This is a genomic window from Burkholderiaceae bacterium (assembly GCA_024235995.1).
Lineage (GTDB): Bacteria > Pseudomonadota > Gammaproteobacteria > Burkholderiales > Burkholderiaceae_C > Ottowia.
Window position 1 is genome coordinate 1,367,264 of the sequence record JACKLI010000001.1, and the last position, 17,802, is coordinate 1,385,065.

Annotated in this window: 12 protein-coding genes and 1 other RNA gene; 9 read left to right on the top strand and 4 right to left on the bottom strand. The window is 69.0% G+C overall.

Annotated features, from left to right (window positions below; genetic code table 11):
* Positions 1 to 3: 3 nt before the first annotated feature.
* Positions 4 to 921, bottom strand: coding sequence for a cysteine synthase A (gene cysK, locus H6927_06620; GenBank protein ID MCP5217773.1), 918 nt, complete (start codon positions 919 to 921; stop codon positions 4 to 6).
* A gap of 97 nt (positions 922 to 1,018) precedes the next feature.
* On the opposite strand from cysK, the gene rnpB reads away from it, so the two are divergent.
* Positions 1,019 to 1,337: RNase P RNA component class A (gene rnpB, locus H6927_06625), an RNA gene on the top strand.
* Between the two features lie 27 nt (positions 1,338 to 1,364).
* Here the strand turns inward: rnpB and H6927_06630 are convergent.
* The 3 genes from H6927_06630 to H6927_06640 are packed head-to-tail and all read right to left on the bottom strand — an operon-like array spanning position 1,365 to position 4,324.
* Positions 1,365 to 3,014 carry an MBL fold metallo-hydrolase gene (locus H6927_06630; GenBank protein ID MCP5217774.1) on the bottom strand — a complete coding sequence of 550 codons (1,650 nt, stop codon included), beginning with the start codon at positions 3,012 to 3,014 and terminating at the stop codon, positions 1,365 to 1,367.
* Positions 3,015 to 3,070: 56 nt separating this feature from the next.
* Positions 3,071 to 3,577, bottom strand: coding sequence for an N-acetyltransferase (locus H6927_06635; protein ID MCP5217775.1), 507 nt, complete (start codon positions 3,575 to 3,577; stop codon positions 3,071 to 3,073).
* 12 nt (positions 3,578 to 3,589) lie between these two features.
* The gene (locus H6927_06640; GenBank protein MCP5217776.1) at positions 3,590 to 4,324 is read right to left on the bottom strand and encodes a transposase; all 735 of its coding nucleotides are present in this window, start codon (positions 4,322 to 4,324) and stop codon (positions 3,590 to 3,592) included.
* A gap of 200 nt (positions 4,325 to 4,524) precedes the next feature.
* Here H6927_06640 and H6927_06645 point away from each other — a divergent pair, with 200 nt between their 5' ends.
* The 8 genes from H6927_06645 (at position 4,525) to mlaE (ending at position 17,793) form a co-directional block, all read left to right on the top strand.
* On the top strand, positions 4,525 to 9,303 hold the full coding sequence (locus tag H6927_06645) for a glutamate synthase subunit alpha (protein MCP5217777.1): 4,779 nt from the start codon (positions 4,525 to 4,527) through the stop codon (positions 9,301 to 9,303).
* Positions 9,304 to 9,372: 69 nt separating this feature from the next.
* A complete protein-coding gene (locus H6927_06650) occupies positions 9,373 to 10,863 on the top strand; it encodes a glutamate synthase subunit beta (protein ID MCP5217778.1) in 1,491 nt (496 codons plus the stop codon).
* A 504-nt stretch (positions 10,864 to 11,367) separates the two neighbouring features.
* Positions 11,368 to 12,426: a serine hydrolase gene (locus tag H6927_06655; GenBank protein ID MCP5217779.1), complete on the top strand. Its 1,059-nt coding sequence runs from the start codon at positions 11,368 to 11,370 to the stop codon at positions 12,424 to 12,426.
* 18 nt (positions 12,427 to 12,444) lie between these two features.
* Positions 12,445 to 13,341, top strand: a complete 897-nt coding sequence (locus tag H6927_06660) for a sterol desaturase family protein (protein ID MCP5217780.1) — start codon at positions 12,445 to 12,447, stop codon at positions 13,339 to 13,341.
* Positions 13,342 to 13,356: 15 nt separating this feature from the next.
* Positions 13,357 to 14,376: a catalase gene (locus tag H6927_06665; protein ID MCP5217781.1), complete on the top strand. Its 1,020-nt coding sequence runs from the start codon at positions 13,357 to 13,359 to the stop codon at positions 14,374 to 14,376.
* Positions 14,373 to 16,103, top strand: coding sequence for a hypothetical protein (locus tag H6927_06670; GenBank protein ID MCP5217782.1), 1,731 nt, complete (start codon positions 14,373 to 14,375; stop codon positions 16,101 to 16,103). Before H6927_06665 ends, H6927_06670 begins: the two co-directional genes overlap by 4 nt.
* An 89-nt stretch (positions 16,104 to 16,192) precedes the next feature.
* Complete coding sequence (locus tag H6927_06675) at positions 16,193 to 17,014, top strand: ABC transporter ATP-binding protein (protein MCP5217783.1); 822 nt, start codon at positions 16,193 to 16,195, stop codon at positions 17,012 to 17,014.
* Positions 17,011 to 17,793, top strand: coding sequence for a lipid asymmetry maintenance ABC transporter permease subunit MlaE (mlaE, locus tag H6927_06680; GenBank protein MCP5217784.1), 783 nt, complete (start codon positions 17,011 to 17,013; stop codon positions 17,791 to 17,793). The genes H6927_06675 and mlaE overlap by 4 nt, the downstream gene beginning before the upstream one ends.
* The last annotated feature ends 9 nt before the right edge of the window (positions 17,794 to 17,802 follow it).

Sequence of the window (17,802 nt, forward strand, 5' to 3'; positions counted from 1 at the left end):
CAGTCAGGCGGGCAAATAGCCCTCGACCGACAGGTAGCGCTCGCCCGTGTCGTAGTTGAAGCCCAGCACGCGGGCGCCGGCAGGCAGCTCGGGCAGCTTCTTGGCGATGGCCGCCAGCGTGGCGCCGCTGCTGATGCCCACCAGCAGGCCTTCCTCGCGCGCGCTGCGGCGGCCCCATTCGCGCGCCTCGTCGTTGTCCACGGTGATCACGCCGTCCAGCCGCCCGGTTTCCAGGTTCTTGGGGATGAAGCCCGCGCCCAGGCCCTGGATGGTGTGCGGGCCCGGCGCGCCGCCGCTGATGACGGCCGAGGCGCTGGGCTCCACCGCAAACACCTTCAGCTTGGGCCATTGGGCCTTCAGCAGGCGCGCGCAGCCCGTCAGGTGCCCGCCCGTGCCCACGCCGGTGATCAGCACGTCCAGGCCTTCGGGAAAGTCCTGCAGGATTTCCTGCGCCGTGGTGCGCTCGTGCACGTCGGCGTTGGCCGGGTTGTCGAACTGCTGCGGGATCCAGCTGTTGGGCGTTTGCGCCGCCAGCTCCTGCGCGCGGGCGATGGCGCCGTTCATGCCCTTCTCCTTGGGCGTCAGGTCGAACGTGGCGCCGTAGGCCAGCATCACGCGGCGGCGCTCGATGCTCATGCTGTCGGGCATCACCAGCACGATCTTGTAGCCCTTGACGGCGGCCACCATGGCCAGGCCCACGCCGGTGTTGCCGCTGGTGGGCTCGATGATGGTGCCGCCGGGCTTGAGCGCACCGCTCTTTTCGGCCACCTCCACCATCGCCAGCGCGATGCGGTCCTTCAGCGAGCCGCCCGGGTTGGCGCGCTCGCACTTGATCCACACCTGGGCGGTGGGGCCGTACAGGCGGTTGATGCGCACCTCGGGCGTGCGGCCGATGGTCTGCAGGATGTTGTCGTATTTCATGCTCGGATGCCCCCGTGGATTGGAAAGCGCGCATTGTGGCCCGCTGCCGCGCGCGCGTCACCCATATCGATATGCCGGCGGGTGATAATCGGCGGGTGAAGTTCACCAGGCCGCCGCTGGTGCAAGGCCCGAAAGGGCGCACTGGAGGAACGTCCGGACTGCACAGGGCAGCGCAGCAGCCAACGGCTGTCCACCGTGAGGTGAGGATCAGAGCAACAGAGACGAGCCAGTTAAGTCTGGGTGAAACGGGCAATCTCTGCGCGCAGCAACACCAAGTAGGCACACGTCGAGGCGGCCCGCCGAGTGTGCGGGTAGGTGGCATCGAGCCGTTCGGGCGACCGGCGGCCCAGATTGATGGCGGTCACGCACCGGGCAACCGGCGCGCACAGAATCCGGCGTATCGGTGGACTTCACACTTTTTTTCTGAGGCGCGCGCGGGCGCCTCAATCGTTGCCCGGCGCCGTGGCTTGGATGCGCTCCACGTGCGCCAGCAGCGAGCGCTTGGCCACCGGCCACACGCGCGCGGGCACGTCGTCGTAGGCCTTGGCCACCCAGTCGTCCAGCGTGCCGTCGGGGTCGGCGCGCATGACGGCCAGCACCTTGGCCTCGCGCGCCAGGCGGTGCGCCTTGAGCTGCGCAATGACCTGGCGCGCCGGGGCCAGCACGTGGCCGTGCGCGGGCAGGATGAACGTCACCTGCTGCGCGGCGCAGGCGGCGTCCAGCTTGTCCAGCGATTCGAGGTAGGCCGTCATCTCGCCGTCGGGCGGGTCGATCACGGTGGTGCTGCCGTTCAGGATGTGGTCGCCGGAAAACAGCAGGCCGTCTTCCTGCAGCAGCAGGCACAGGTGGTTGGCCGCGTGGCCGGGCGTGTGGATGACGCGCAGGGTGTGGGTGATTTCGCCATCTGGCCCGCGTCCGGCCAGCGCGATCAGCTCCTGATCTTGTAGCGATCGGTCGGGCGTGAAGGCGCTGTGCGCGCGCGCCGTGGGCAGCGAGGGCAGGCCCAGGATGGGCGGCTTGCCGGCGCACAGGTCTTGCAGGGGTTGGGCGCCCGGTGCGTGGTCGGGGTGCGAATGGGTGCACACGATGGCGCGGATCTGCCCGCCGGCGGCGCGCCACAGGCGCTCGACGTGCTCGGCGTCGGCCGGGCCGGGGTCGATGGCGATGTAGCCGGTGTTCGGGTCGCCCACCAGGTAGCTGTTGGTGCCCGGCCCGGTCATGAAGCCGGGGTTGGGCGCCGTCAGGCGCTGCACGTTCTTCAGCAGCGGCACGGGGCGCTCGCTCTGCCAGTCCAGCGTATGCACGATCTGCCCGTCGGGGCTGACCAGCTGCAGCTCGCCGTAGGGCATCTCGTGCTCCATGTAGCGCGCTTCCTTGCCGGCCAGCCAGCCCGCGCGCGGGCAGCTCGTCCACAGCGGCTGTTCGGAGGCAGCGGCGGCCAGCACGGCGTCCACGCTGGCGTACTGTTGCAGGCGCTCCAGCGTGCGGATGGTGGGGAAGATGATGAAGAACTGCCCGGCGGCGTGGCGCTGCAGGGCATCGGCAGGACGCACCCACACGGGCTCGAACTGCTCGGCCTCGTCGGCCACGGGCGTCTGGCCTTCGGGCATGCGGGCCACCAGAAAAGGCACGTCGAAGCGCCGCGGCAGGTCGCGGTCGGTGATCCAGTGCGCCAGCACGTAGACGTCGGCTGCGGCCAGCGTCAAACCGTGCGTGGCGCACTGCGCGGCCAGGGGCGCGTGGCGGTCCAGCGCGGCCACGTCGGCGGCGGTGGCAAATGAGCCATCGGCGTGGCGTGCCAGCAGCACGCCCAGCTCTTCGAAGCTTTCGCGGATGGCGGCAATGGCCTGCGTCAGGTGCGTGTCGCTCTGCGTGGCCCGGCGCGTGGCCTGCGCGTGCGCGGCGCTGTCGGCGGGGTCGATGCCGCCGCCCGGAAACACGTAGGCGCCGGGCGCGAAGCTGGCCGTCATCGAGCGGCGCGTCATCAGCACCTCGATGCCGGCGGCCGAGTCGCGCAGCAGCAGCACGGTGGCGGCGGGGCGGGTGGGCGCGGGCTCGCGCTGCGGGTGCAAAAGTTGGCTGGGGCGGGGCATGGCTTGATTATGTGGGCGTCCACCGCCGTTGGAATCAAATTCGCCGGCCTGCGTGGTCAACCCTCGGCGGAAAAGGCGGCATGGTAGGCAACCTCGCCTTGCGGGGTGCCTGAACCGAACGGGAGCGCCAGGAAAAACGCCTGCGGCACGCCGGGGAGAACCAGCCCTGGGGTATGGGCGAAACCAAACCGTCCGTAGAACGAGGGTTCGCCGAGCAGCACGCAGCCGGCGGCGCCGCTCGCGCGCAGCAGCGACAGGCCCCGTTTGATGAGAGCCCGGCCGATGCCGCGCCTTTGAGCCGGTGGAAGCACCGAAACCGGCCCCAGACCCAACCAGCCCGGAGCACCGTTGGAGACGGTGACCGGCGAAAAGGCGATATGGCCGAGCACCTGGCCGGCCTGCTCGGCCACCAGCGAAAGGGCCAGGGCGTCGGCCTTGCGCAAGGCTTCGACAATGAAGTGCTCGGTATGGCTGCTGTGAGGGTGGGTGGCGAATGCCTGGCGGGTCAGGTTGCCAATGGTTTCTTCGTCGCCTTGGCATTCGGGACGGATGACGAGCGGCATGGCTTGAGCGGGCTACTGTTGTTGCGGCAACGCGGCCTGATCGGGTGCGGCAAGGTCCTCGACGGCCTTGCGCGGCCGCCCCGGCCGCGTGCGGCTGACCCGGCGCTGGGTGCGCCGCGCCAGGTCGGCCACGAAGGCGTCGCCGCCCAGGGCCCAGGCGGTGCGCAGGCCGCGCGCCAGCTCGGCCTGGCGGGGCGAGCCGGGGGCACCTTCCACCAGGTCGGCATAGGCGCGCTCGCGGGCAAAGGGCGTGTTGCCCAGCGCCCAGTACAGCGGGTGGGGGGTGATGAGCGGGTCGATGCGCAGGCCGATCATGTGCCCGTGGCTGGACCAGGGGTAGTCCGCCGCCGTGGCCACCATGCCGGCGCGCACCGGGTTCAGGTCGATGTAGGCCATGCAGGCCAGCAGGTAGCGCTCGGCCTCGATCAGGGTGCTGCGGTAGCGGCCCTCCCACAGCGTGCCGGTGCGGGCGTGGCGCCGGTTGAAGGCCTGTACGTAGTTGCGGCCCAACGCCTGCATCAGGCGCGGGATGCCCTCGGCCGTCTCGGGCGTGAGCAGCAGGTGCAGGTGATTGCTCATCAGCACGTAGGCGTTGACGGCCACCTGGGCCAGCGCCGCCTGCTCGCCCAGGCCGTCCAGCAGGCGCCGGCGGTCGGCGTCGTCCAGCACGATGGCTTGCCGGTTGTTGCCCCGCAGGATGATGTGGTGCGGGTAGCCGGGGACGGTCAGGCGGGGCTGTCGGGCCATGGCGGATGGGGAGATGTCGATGGCGCCACTTTACCTGGGGCGGGGAGGTTTCTGGACAAATATTATGATCTGACCCCAATTAAATTCTAACAAATGGAAATCAAAATTAATTGTGATCTGACCCTAATTAAAATGCTTTGAGATTTTGTTGCGCTGCAATATGCTCGGGCTCCTTTGTGTTGCGACTGATGGAGCCCTCGATGTCCACGCCGACTGAACAAGAACATTTGCAAGCCCAGGGCCTGTACGACCCGGCGCACGAGCACGACGCCTGCGGGGTCGGCTTCGTGGCCCACATCCGGGGCGAGAAGAGCCACGCCATCATCGGCAACGCGCTCAAGATCCTGCAGAACCTCGACCACCGCGGCGCGGTGGGGGCCGATGCGCTGATGGGCGACGGCGCCGGCATCCTGATCCAGCTGCCCGATGCGCTGTACCGCGCCGAGATGGCCAAGCAGGGCGTGGATCTGCCGCCGCCCGGCGAATACGGCGTGGGCATGATCTTTCTGCCCAAGGAGCACGCCAGCCGCCTGGCCTGCGAGGAGGAGCTGGAGCGCGCCATCCGGCTGGAAGGCCAGGTGCTGCTGGGCTGGCGCGACGTGCCGGTCAACCGCGAGATGCCGATGTCGCCCGCGGTGCGCGACAAGGAGCCGATCATCCGCCAGGTGTTCATCGGCCGCGGCCACGACGTGATCGTGCAGGACGCGCTGGAGCGCAAGCTGTACGTCATCCGCAAGACGGCCAGCGCCCACATCCAGGCGCTGGGGCTGCGCTACAGCAAGGAGTACTACGTCCCCAGCATGAGCAGCCGCACGGTGATCTACAAGGGCCTGCTGCTGGCCGATCAAGTGGGTACTTACTATCTCGACTTGCAGGACGAGCGCTGCGTTTCGGCCCTGGGCCTGGTGCACCAGCGCTTTTCGACCAACACCTTCCCCGAGTGGCCGCTGGCGCACCCGTACCGCTACATCGCGCACAACGGCGAGATCAACACCGTGCGCGGCAACTACAACTGGATGCGCGCGCGCGAGGGCGTGATGAGCTCGCCCGTGCTGGCCGCCGACCTGCAAAAGCTCTACCCGATCAGCTTTCCGCACCAGTCCGACACCGCGGTGTTCGACAACTGCCTGGAGCTCTTGACCATGGCCGGCTACCCGCTGGCCCAGGCCATGATGATGATGATCCCCGAGCCCTGGGAGCAGCACACCACCATGGACGAGCGCCGCCGCGCGTTCTACGAGTACCACGCCAGCATGCTCGAGCCCTGGGACGGCCCGGCCTCGATCGTGTTCACCGACGGGCGCCAGATCGGCGCCACGCTGGACCGCAACGGTCTGCGTCCGGCGCGCTACTGCATCACCGACGACGGCCTGGTCATCATGGGCTCCGAATCGGGCGTGCTGCCGATTCCGGAGCACAAGATCGTCAAGAAATGGCGCCTGCAGCCGGGCAAGATGTTCCTGATCGACCTCGACCAGGGCCGCATGATCGACGACGAGGAGGTCAAAGCCACGCTGGCCAACGCCAAGCCGTACAAGCGCTGGATCGAGGACCTGCGCATCCGACTGGACGACGTGCTCAGGCCCGTGGCCGGCGCCGACGCGCAGGAGCTGCCCATCGGCGAGACCGAGCCGCAGTCCAGCGGCGTCGAGAACACCTCGCGCGCGCTGCTCGACCTGCAGCAGGCCTTCGGCTACACGCAGGAGGACGTCAAGTTCCTGCTCAGCCCCATGGCCGCCAACGGCGAGGAGGGCATCGGCTCCATGGGCAACGACAGCCCGCTGGCGGTGCTGTCCAGCAAGAACAAGCCGCTGTTCAACTACTTCAAGCAGATGTTCGCGCAGGTGACCAACCCGCCGATCGACCCGATCCGCGAGGCCATCGTGATGAGCCTAGTCAGCTTCATCGGCCCCAAGCCCAACCTGCTGGACATCAACCAGGTCAACCCGCCGATGCGCCTGGAGGTGAGCCAGCCGGTGCTGGACGCCGCCGACATGGCCAAGCTGCGCGACATCAAGAAGCACACGCAGGGCAAGTTCAGCTCGGCCGTGCTCGACGTCACCTACCCGCTGGCCTGGGGCTCGCACGGCGTGGAGGCGCGCCTGGCCAGCCTCTGCGCGCAGGCGGTGGACGCCATCAAGGGCGGGCACAACATCCTCATCATCAGCGACCGCGCGCTGGGGCGCGAGCGCGTGGCCATCCCGGCGCTGCTGGCGCTGTCCAGCATCCACCAGCACCTGATCCGCGAGGGCCTGCGCACCAACGCCGGCCTGGTGGTGGAGACCGGCAGCGCGCGCGAGGTGCACCACTTCGCCGTGCTGGCCGGCTACGGCGCCGAGGCCGTGCATCCCTGGCTGGCCATGGAGACGCTGGCGGCCATCCACAAGGACCTGCCGGGCGAGCTGAGCGCGCACAAGGCCATCGCCAACTACGTCAAGGCGATCGGCAAGGGCCTGTCCAAGATCATGTCCAAGATGGGCGTGAGCACCTACATGAGCTACTGCGGCGCCCAGCTGTTCGAGGCCATCGGCATCAACAGCGACACGGTGGACAGGTACTTCACCGGCACCGCCAGCCGCGTGCAGGGCATCGGCGTGTTCGAGATCGCCGAGGAGGCCATCCGCTGCCACCGTGCCGCCTTCGGCGGCGACCCGACGCTGGCCACCATGCTGGAGACCGGCGGCGACTACGCCTGGCGCACGCGCGGCGACGAGCACATGTGGACGCCCGACGCCATCGCCAAGCTGCAGCACGCCGCGCGCGGCGGCAACTGGAACACCTACAAGGAATACGCGCAGATCATCAACGACCAGAGCCGCCGCCACATGACGCTGCGCGGGTTGTTCCAGTTCAAGGTCGATCCGGGCAAGGCCATTCCCATCGACGAGGTCGAGCCGGCCAAGGAGATCGTCAAGCGCTTCGCCACCGGCGCCATGTCGCTGGGTTCCATCAGCACCGAGGCGCATGCCACCCTGGCCGTGGCCATGAACCGCATCGGCGGCAAGAGCAACACCGGCGAGGGCGGCGAGGACGCCGCGCGCTACCGCAAGGAGCTGAGCGGCATCCCCATCAAGAAGGGCGAGACGCTGGCCTCGGTGATCGGCCCCGACGTGGTCGAGGTCGACGTGCCGCTGCAGGACGGCGACAGCCTGCGCAGCCGCATCAAGCAGGTGGCGTCGGGGCGCTTTGGCGTCACCGCCGAATACCTGGCCAGCGCCGACCAGATCCAGATCAAGATGGCCCAGGGTGCCAAGCCCGGCGAGGGCGGCCAGCTGCCCGGCGGCAAGGTCAGCGAGTACATCGGCCGCCTGCGCCACAGCGTGCCCGGCGTGGGCCTGATCAGCCCGCCGCCGCACCACGACATCTACTCCATCGAGGACCTGGCGCAGCTCATCCACGACCTCAAGAACGTGGCGCCGCACAGCGACATCAGCGTCAAGCTGGTCAGCGAAGTGGGCGTGGGCACCATCGCCGCCGGCGTGGCCAAGTGCAAGAGCGACCACGTGGTGATCGCCGGGCACGACGGCGGCACGGGCGCCTCGCCCTGGTCGTCGATCAAGCATGCGGGCTCGCCGTGGGAGATCGGCCTGGCCGAGACGCAGCAGACCCTGGTGCTGAACCGTCTGCGCGGGCGCATCCGCGTGCAGGCCGACGGCCAGATGAAGACCGGCCGCGACGTCGCCATCGGCGCGCTGCTGGGCGCCGACGAGTTCGGCTTCGCCACCGCGCCGCTGGTGGTCGAGGGCTGCATCATGATGCGCAAGTGCCACCTCAACACCTGCCCCACCGGCATCGCCACGCAGGACCCGGTGCTGCGCCAGCGCTTCACCGGCCGCCCCGAGCACGTGGTCAACTACTTCTTCTTCGTCGCCGAGGAGGTGCGCCAGATCATGGCGCAGCTGGGCATCCGCAAGTTCGACGACCTGATCGGCCGCAGCGACCTGCTGGACATGAGCGAGGGCATCGCCCACTGGAAGGCGCGCGGCCTGGACTTCTCGCGCCTGCTGGCCCAGCCCCAGGCGCCGGCCGAGGTGCCGCGCCACCACGTCGAGAAGCAGGACCACGGGCTCGACCATTCGCTGGACAACCGCCTGATCGAAAAGTGCCAGCCCGCCATCGAGCGCGGCGAGGCAGTGAAGATCATGGACACCGCGCGCAACATCAACCGCTCGGTCGGCGCCATGCTGTCCGGCGCGGTGACCAAGGTGCACCCCGAGGGCCTGCCCGACGAGACCATCCGCATCCAGCTGGAAGGCACGGGTGGCCAGAGCTTCGGCGCCTTCCTGTGCCGCGGCATCACGCTGCAGCTCATCGGCGACGCCAACGACTACACCGGCAAGGGCCTGTCGGGCGGGTGCATCGCCGTGCGCCCCAGCCTGGACTTCGGCGGCAAGGCGCACGACAACATCATCGTCGGCAACACCGTGCTGTACGGCGCCACCAGCGGCCGGGCCTTCTTTGCGGGCGTGGCCGGCGAGCGCTTTGCCGTGCGCCTGTCGGGCGCCTCGGCGGTGGTCGAGGGCACGGGCGACCACGGCTGCGAGTACATGACCGGCGGCACCGTGGTGGTGCTGGGTCGCACGGGCCGCAACTTCGCCGCCGGTATGTCGGGTGGCGTGGCCTACGTGTACGACGAGGACGGCCAGTTCGTCCAGCGCTGCAACCGCGCCACCGTCGCGCTGGAGAAGGTACTGCCCGCGGCCGAGCAGAAGGCCACCGGCGAGCCGGGCCACTGGCACCGCGGCCAGACCGACGAGGAGCAGCTCAAGGCCCTGATGGACGAGCACCTGCGCCGCACCGGCAGCCGCCGCGCGCGCGAGCTGCTGGACGACTGGGCCGCCGCGCGGGCGCGCTTCGTCAAGGTCATGCCGGCCGAGTACCAGCGTGCGCTGCATCACATGCATGAGAAAAAATCGGCTGCAGCCCCGGTGCACAAAGCGCCGAAAGCTACAAAAAAAGAAGCAGCTGCGGCCAAGTGAGGCACCGCCGATGACGCGCCAGGCACGCCGCCTGGCCGGCATCGGTGCACCAATTCAAGGAATCACACCATGGGAAAGATCACCGGTTTTCTGGAGTTCGACCGCATCGAGGAGGGCTACGCCCCCGTGGCCGAGCGCGTGCAGAACCACAAGGAATTCGTCATCGGCCTGACCGAGCCGCAGGCGCGCCAGCAGGGCGCGCGCTGCATGGACTGCGGCACGCCGTTTTGCAGCCACGGCTGCCCGGTCAACAACATCATTCCGGACTTCAACGATCTGGTCTACCGCAACGACTGGAAGAACGCCTTCGCGGTGCTCGACTCGACCAACAACTTCCCCGAGTTCACCGGCCGCATCTGCCCCGCGCCCTGCGAGGCCGCCTGCGTGCTCAACATCAACAGCGACCCGGTGGGCATCAAGAGCATCGAGCACGCCATCATCGACCGCGCCTGGGCCGAGGGCTGGGTGCTGCCGCGTCCGGCCGCGCGCAAGACCGGCAAGTCGGTGGCCGTGATCGGCTCGGGCCCCTCGGGCCTGGCGGCGGCGCAGCAACTGGCGCGCGCCGGCCACGCGGTGACGGTGTTCGAGAAGAACGACCGCATCGGCGGCCTGCTGCGCTACGGCATCCCGGACTTCAAGCTCGACAAGTCGCACATCGACAAGCGCGCGGCGCAGATGCAGGCCGAGGGCGTGGTCTTTCGCACCCGCGTGCTGGTGGGCGGGCTGCCCGGCGAAGGCCCTGGCGCCAAGGTCACCAACCTGTCGCGTGAGACCGTGTCGGCCGCGCAACTGATGCAGGACTTCGACGCCGTGGTGCTGGCCGGCGGCGCCGAGCACTCGCGCGACCTGCCCGTGCCGGGGCGCGATCTGGCCGGCGTCCACTTCGCGATGGAGCTGCTGCCGCAGCAAAACCGCGCCAACGCGGGCGACAAGGTGGAGGGCGCCATCAGCGCCAAGGGCAAGCACGTCATCGTCATCGGCGGCGGCGACACCGGCAGCGACTGCGTGGGCACCAGCAACCGCCACGGCGCCAAGAGCGTGACGCAGTTCGAAGTCATGCCCATGCCGCCCGAGCACGAGAACGGCCCGCTCACCTGGCCCTACTGGCCCATCAAGCTGCGCACCAGCTCCAGCCACGAGGAGGGCGTGCAGCGCGAGTTCGCCATCGCCACCCAGGCCTTCGTGGGCGACGGCAAGGGCGGCAAGACCGGCAAGGTCAAGGCGCTCAGGACGGTGCAGGTGCAGCTGCAGGACGGCAAGTTCAATGAAGTGCCCGGCACCGAAAAGGAATGGCCGGCCGACCTGGTGCTGCTGGCCATGGGCTTCACCAACCCGGTGGCCAGCGTGCTGGAGGCCTTTGGCGTGGCCAAGGACGCGCGCGGCAACGCCAAGGCCAGCACCGACCTCAAGGGCTGCTACGCCACCAACGTCAAGAAGGTGTTTGCCGCCGGCGACATGCGGCGCGGGCAGAGCCTGGTGGTGTGGGCGATTCGTGAAGGCCGCCAGGCAGCGCGCGCGGTGGACGAGTTTTTGATGGGCGCGAGCGACTTGCCTCGGTGAGTCGCCGGGGTGCGTCCTTCACGAACCGCCCGTTGGGCGAGCAAGAGACACGCACGCTGACCGCGTGCGTGGCGCGAAGGCCGCCGGGCGGCGCGTGCGGTGGATGAGTTTTTGATGGGCGCGAGCGACCTGCCGCGCTGAAGGTTTTGCGCCCTCGCCCCTCTGGGGAGAGGGCTGAGGTGAGGAGCAGCGGCCGCATCCAGCCGCGCGCCGGGTTTTCGCTCTGCAACCCAACCCACGGTCTTTTTGCCGGCGAGGCGCCGGCGCTCCCGGATGCAGACGTCCAACTGCCCGCCCGGCGGTAACGGGCGGGCCTGGGCGGCGTTGCAAGCCTTGCAGGCCGTATCGCCGCGCTCCTGATGCCAGTTGATGGATTGCGCATGTCGCCATTTCTGGCGACATACAAATTGTCGCGTTCTTGCTAGGCTTGCAACATTCGCCGCAGCAAGGCGCCTGGCATCGGGCAGGCTGTGGCAAACATCAAAACATTCCAGGAGCTTGCCCATGAATCCATTGGCCGAGCCGCTGCCAGGCGGCAGCGTCGCCCGCCGCCGCGCACTGCTGGCGGGCACGGGGCTGGCTCTGTCGGGCGTGTTGGGCGCCTGGGACGGCAGCGCACAGGCCGCGCCGAGCGAGGTGCCGGCGGCCGTGCAGGCGGCGCTGGCGCGCTTTGCCACGCTGGCGACCGACACCAGCGGCGCGCTGGTGCGTACTCATGCCTGGCCCGATGCCTCCGCCAGCGTGGGCTGGCGTGCCGCCCACGGGGCGGATCGCACACTGTTCATCGGCAGCGCCACCAAGACCTTCATGCTGGCGCAGTTCCTTCGTGCCACGGAGGCCGCCCAGGCGCCGCTGTCGGCCGCGGCGCCCTGCGCCATCGACGATGGCGTGCGTTCGCCCGGCAGCCCGGTGTTCGAGGCGCTCACAGGCCGCACCGCGTACCGCAACGTGCTGGAGGCCATGATGACCCACAGCGACAACACCGCCACCGACGCGGTGCTGGCTGCCGTCGGGCCGGACGCGGTGCGCGCGCTGATTGCCCAGGCCGACCTGGCCAGCGTGCACATTCCCGACTCCACCCGCAAGCTGTTCAGTTGCCTGGCTGGCGCCCCCAGTGGCACCGACCTGGGCTGGGAAGGCATGCAGCGCCTGGCGCGTGGACAGGACATGGGTTTGACGCCCCTCACCGACCTCATGAGCGCGCCGCAGCGCATGACCGGTTCGGCCGACGACATGGTGCGCTGGTACGCCGGAGCGCTGGCCGGGCGCTGGTTTGCGCAGGCCGACACGCTGCGCGAGTTCCGCCGCATCCATGCCATGGCCGACGCGCTGGCGCTGGTGGTGCCAGCCGGGCTGGCCGCCTACGGCAAGGGCGGCAGCATCGATTGGGAGGGCTTTCACGCCCTCAGCGTGCCGGGGCAGATGGTGGTGGGGCGGCGCGCCGCCACGTTCTGCTTCACCCTCAACTGGCGCGGCGGCGCCGACAGCGTGCAGCGCGTGCCTGAATTCGTGGCCGCGGTGGCACCCGTGCTGCAGGCCACCGCCGACGCGCTCGGCGCCTGACACGGAAAGCCGCGCCCGATGAACGAAGAACTGCCCAACATCCTGCTGGCGGCGCTGCCCGCGTTCATGGCGCTGATCGCCATCGGCACGGTGACCAGCATGTACCGGGGAGACGGACGCTACCGCGCACGCGACACGGCGGCCAATCTTTCGCTCGCGCTGGGCTACCTGCTGCTGAGCACCTTGCTGGGCGGCATGGTGCTGCTGGTCTACGGCTGGCTGTACCAGCACCGGCTGCTGACTCTGCCCATGGGGGCCTGGTGGGTGTGGGGGCTGTGCTTCTTTGCCGACGACATCACCTATTACTGGTTCCACCGCATCAGCCACGAGTCGCGCTGGTTCTGGGCCTCGCACTCGGTGCACCACTCATCCGAGCACTACAACCTGAGCGTGTCGTTGCGCCAGACCTGGACCGGCACGGTGAGCGGCAGCTTCCTGTTCTGGGCCTGGATGCCGTTCGTGGGCTTCCATCCCGCCATGGTGCTGTTCATGCAGTCGGTCAGCCTGATTTATCAGTTCTGGATCCACACCGAGGCCATCGGCCGCCTGCCGCCATGGTTCGAGGCCGTCTTCAACACGCCGTCGCACCATCGCGTGCACCATGGCAGCGACGAGGAATACCTGGATCGCAACTATGCCGGCACGCTCATTGTCTGGGATCGGCTGTTCGGCAGTTTCTACACCGAGCGCCAGACGCCGCGCTATGGCCTGACGCACCCGGTCGGCACCGACAACCCGCTGCGCATCGCCTTTCACGAATGGGCCGGCATCTGGCGCGACCTGCGCTGTGCGCGCAGCGCGCGCGAGGTCCTGGGCTGCCTGTTCGCGGCCCCTGGCTGGAGCGCCGACGGCAGCAGCCTGACCACGCGCCAGCTGCGTGCCACCACTCCCCGAACCGCGTCGGCCAAGGACTGAGGCCGGTTGACACCCATGCTGGCGCTCACGCCCATGCTGGCCCTGGCCTGCGCCGCAGGCGATGCGTGCGTGCCTGCGGGCGAGAACGAGGCGATTCGCGCCATTGCCGCGCAGACGCTGATCCGCTACGGCCGCGATCTGGCCCTGCGCCCACCCGCGGCGCCCGCCCTGCGCGATGCCCATGCCAAGGCGCATGGCTGCGTGGCGGCGCGCTTCGTGGTGGCCGGCGATGTGCCCGAGGCCTTGCGCGTGGGCCTGTTCGCGGCGCCGGGGGACTATGCGGCGGTGATCCGGTTCTCCAACGGCGCGGCGCTGCCCGCCGACGATCACCGCGGCGACGGGCGTGGCATGGCCGTCAAGCTGACCGGAGTTGCGCATGCACCCCAGGGCCAGGATTTCCTGATGATCAATCACCCGGTCTTTTTCGTGCGCGATGCGGCCGATTACACCGGCCTGACCCGCGCCATGGCCGAGGATCGCGGGGCGCAATTTTTTGCGACCCACCCAGCCGAGGCCGCCATCGCGGCGGCAACCGCCCGGCCGATCGACGATGTGCTGGAGCAGCGCTATTTCAGCCAGGTGCCTTACCGGCTGGGCGCCACGTTCGCCAAGTTCGCGGCGTTTCCTGCCGCTTGTCCGGGCCATGGCGCTGCGGCGCCGGCGCCGCAGCCCGCCGGGCCGGATGGAGCCGACTTCCTGGCCGCGCGCCTGTATCAGCGCCTGGCTGGCGCGCCGGCCTGCTTCGATTTCGCGCTGCAGCCGCAGACGGACCCCGCAACGGATCCGATCGAGGATGCGACGGTGCCATGGAAAGGCCCGTTTCACACCGTGGCGCACATCCGGATCGAACCGGCCCCGCCGCCGACCAGCGAGGACAGGGCGGTTTGCGAGAACCTCCAGTTCTCGCCCTGGCACAGCCTCGAAGCCCACGCGCCGGCGGGCGGCATCAACCGGGTGCGCCGCGTGATCTATCCCATGATCTTCGATCTGCGCCACCGACTGAATGCCAACACCGACGAAAGGAAAGACCCATGAAAACCAAGCGCCTTCTTGTCCTGGCTGCGTTGCTTCCCTTGGCGGCCGCGACTGCGCCGATGCTTCTCAACCAAGGCTGGAGCGACGATGACCGTGCCCTTTTTTACGGCACCACGCAGGGGACGGCCATGTATCCCGCCGCCATCATGCAGGCGCTGGAGACGGCCGACGGCAAGCCCTTCATGGCGCGCGACAACCTCGAAAAATATGGCGTCCTGTACCCCGAGGATGGGCTGAAGGTGCCCAACAATCCCTGGGGCTGGCCGATCGGCTTCGTGGTGGACGACCTGCCCAGGCTTGGCGGGCGGCAGTTCTCGGTCACCTGTGCCGCCTGCCATACCGGCGAGGTGCGCCACAAGGGCAAGCGCCTGCTGATCGAGGGCGGACAGTCCGTGACCGACATCGCGCGGATGGGCGGCGACTGGATGCGCAGCTTTCTGGAAACCGACGCCGATCCGGCCCGGCGTGCGCGCCTGTTCAAGCGCGCGGTCGCGTTGGGTCATCCCGCCGACCGCATCGAGTCGGACTGGGCGCAGGTGATCGACAAGACCAGGCGCGAGGCAGCGCGGAGCGCCCATCTCGTGTCCACCGTGCCGGGGCCGGGACGTGTGGATGCGGTGGCCTCGATCGCGACCGCGGTGTTCGCCGACGGTTTCGACAACCCGCACAACCTCTTTCCCGCCGACGCGCCGCAGAGCTACCCGCCGCTGTGGGATATCTGGTATTTCGACTGGGTCCAGTCCAATGCCTCGGCGCATCAGCCGATGCTGCGCAACGTGACCGAGGCGATGGGCACGGGGCCCAACCACTTCGTCAACGCCGATGGCACGCTCAAGCCTGAGCCCGAGCGCTGGCGCAGCAGCTACCGGGTCAAGAACCTGCATGAGATCGAAAATCGCCTGCAATCGCTGGCGCCGCCGCCCTGGCCCGAGAAGCTGCTGGGGACCATCGACACGCAACGCGCGGCGGTGGGGCAAAAGCTGTTCGAGAACCGCTGCGCGGGCTGCCACGGCATCAAGCAGATTGAAGGCAGCAAGACCCCGACGTGGCACCTGCCGGTGGTGCCGCTGGCCAAGATCGGCACCGATCCGATGCTGGTCTATGCCATGTCCGGGAGGCAGTTCGACGCTTCGATCCTGGGGCTCAAGCACACCATCAACGCACTGGAGGGCCTGAACCTGGTGGCCACCAAGGTCAAGCAGCAGGCGTATGCCGATGCCGGGATCACCGCGCAAGAGGCGCCCCGTTATGACGGCTTCGGCCGCAAGGCCGAGATGAACCCCGACACCTGCGGCTATCGCCCGCGCCCATTGATCGGCATCTGGGCGACGCCGCCGTTTCTGCACAATGGTTCGGTGCCGACGGTGGACGATTTGCTGAGCGAGCAGCGTCCGGCCCGCTTCGCCTCGGGCGGCAACGACTACGACCCGGTGCGGCTGGGGCTGGCGACCCAGGGCGGTCCGGGCGCCCTGGAGTTCGATGCCAGCGTGCGGGGCAACAGCAATGCAGGCCATTGGTTCACCGACGATGCCGCGCGCCCGGGGCGCATCGGCCCGGCGCTGAGCGCCCATGATCGCGCCGCCATCATCGAATACCTGAAGGTCGCTTCACGCGACACCTATCCGGTCAAGACGGTCGCCTATCCGCTGAAACCGGTCGCATGCCCCAAGAATGCCGACTGGGCCATTCAGGGCCTCAAGGCGCTGGGTCTGCCGGTGTCCAACTGAGGGTTGTCTGGTCCCGATCCATCGAATCACGGCACGGCCTGATCCCGTATCATTGCCCGCCGGCCATCGTGGCCGGCTTTTTTGATGGCATGAACCCTCCAACTCCCCCGGACGCCCTGGTCGAGCTGCGCGACGTGAACTTCGGTTATGGCGAGCGCGCGGTTCTGACCGGCGTGACGTTCGCCGTGCCGCGCGGCAGCGTGACGGCGGTGATGGGCGCCTCGGGCGGGGGCAAGACCACGGTGCTGCGCCTGATCGGCGGGCAGCAGCGCGCGCAGCAGGGCGCCGTGCTGTTCGACGGGCAGGACGTGGGCGCGCTGGACGAGGCCGGGCTGTACGCCGCGCGCCGGCGCATGGGCATGCTGTTTCAGTTCGGCGCGCTGTTCACCGACCTGTCGGTGCTGGACAACGTGGCTTTCCCGCTGCGCGAGCACACCGACCTGCCCGAGGAGTTGATCCGCGACATCGTGCTGATGAAGCTGGACGCCGTGGGCCTGCGCGGCGCGCGTGATCTGATGCCGGCGCAGGTCTCGGGCGGCATGGCGCGGCGCGTGGCGCTGGCGCGCGCGATTGCGGCCGACCCCGAGCTGGTGATGTACGACGAGCCCTTTGCCGGGCTGGACCCGATCTCGATGAACACCACGGCGCGGCTGATCCGCCAGCTCAACGACGCGCTGGGCATCACCAGCATCGTGGTGTCGCACGACGTGGCCGAGACCTTCGCCATCGTCGACCGGGTGGTGATCCTGGCCGACGGCGGCGTGGCCGCCAGCGGCACGCCGGACGAGCTGCGCGCCAGCCGGCACCCGCTGGTGCGCCAGTTCATCGGCGCCAGCCAGGAGGGGCCGGTGCAGTTCCACTACCCGGGCCCGACGGTGGAGCAGGACTTTGGCCAGGAGGCGGCGCGATGAGCTGGTGGCGCCCGTCCGACGTGGGCCTGGCCGTGCGCCGCAAGCTGGCCGACATCGGCCAGGGCGCGCGCTTCTTCGCCCGCCTGATCGCGCTGCTGGGCTCCACGCTGCGGCGCTTTTCGCTGGTGCGCGACCAGGTGCACTTTCTGGGCAACTACTCGCTGGCCATCATTGCCGTGTCGGGCCTGTTCGTCGGCTTCGTGCTGGCGCTGCAGGGCTACAACATCCTGCAGCGCTACGGCTCGTCCGAGGCGGTGGGGCTGATGGTGGCGCTGTCGCTGCTGCGCGAGCTGGGGCCGGTGGTCACGGCGCTGTTGTTCGCCGGCCGCGCGGGCACCTCGCTCACGGCCGAGATCGGCCTGATGAAGGCCGGCGAGCAGTTGTCGGCGATGGAGATGATGGCCATCGACCCGATGCGCCGCATCGTCGCGCCGCGCTTCTGGGCCGGGGTGATCACGATGCCGCTGCTGACGGCGGTGTTCAACGCGGTGGGCGTACTGGGCGGCTGGGTGGTCAGCGTGTGGATGATCGGCGTCGATCCGGGCGCGTTCTGGAGCCAGATGCAGGGCGGCGTGGACGTGTGGGCCGACCTGGGCAACGGCGTGCTCAAGAGCTTCGTGTTCGGTGTGGCCGTGACCTTCGTGGCGCTGCTGCAGGGCTGGGAGGCCCGGCCGACGGCCGAGGGCGTGTCGCGCGCCACCACGCGCACCGTGGTGATGGCCTCGCTGGCGGTGCTGGGGCTCGACTTCATCCTGACGGCGCTGATGTTCACTTACTGATGTTTCAAA

Bases quoted from the DNA above. Each gene is read 5' to 3' on its own strand.
- cysK (MCP5217773.1), bottom strand. From the start codon at position 921: ATGAAATACGACAACATCCTGCAGACCATCGGCCGCACGCCCGAGGTG.
- H6927_06630 (MCP5217774.1), bottom strand. From the start codon at position 3,014: ATGCCCCGCCCCAGCCAACTTTTGCACCCGCAGCGCGAGCCCGCGCCC.
- H6927_06635 (MCP5217775.1), bottom strand. From the start codon at position 3,577: ATGCCGCTCGTCATCCGTCCCGAATGCCAAGGCGACGAAGAAACCATT.
- H6927_06640 (MCP5217776.1), bottom strand. From the start codon at position 4,324: ATGGCCCGACAGCCCCGCCTGACCGTCCCCGGCTACCCGCACCACATC.
- H6927_06645 (MCP5217777.1), top strand. From the start codon at position 4,525: ATGTCCACGCCGACTGAACAAGAACATTTGCAAGCCCAGGGCCTGTAC.
- H6927_06650 (MCP5217778.1), top strand. From the start codon at position 9,373: ATGGGAAAGATCACCGGTTTTCTGGAGTTCGACCGCATCGAGGAGGGC.
- H6927_06655 (MCP5217779.1), top strand. From the start codon at position 11,368: ATGAATCCATTGGCCGAGCCGCTGCCAGGCGGCAGCGTCGCCCGCCGC.
- H6927_06660 (MCP5217780.1), top strand. From the start codon at position 12,445: ATGAACGAAGAACTGCCCAACATCCTGCTGGCGGCGCTGCCCGCGTTC.
- H6927_06665 (MCP5217781.1), top strand. From the start codon at position 13,357: ATGCTGGCGCTCACGCCCATGCTGGCCCTGGCCTGCGCCGCAGGCGAT.
- H6927_06670 (MCP5217782.1), top strand. From the start codon at position 14,373: ATGAAAACCAAGCGCCTTCTTGTCCTGGCTGCGTTGCTTCCCTTGGCG.
- H6927_06675 (MCP5217783.1), top strand. From the start codon at position 16,193: ATGAACCCTCCAACTCCCCCGGACGCCCTGGTCGAGCTGCGCGACGTG.
- mlaE (MCP5217784.1), top strand. From the start codon at position 17,011: ATGAGCTGGTGGCGCCCGTCCGACGTGGGCCTGGCCGTGCGCCGCAAG.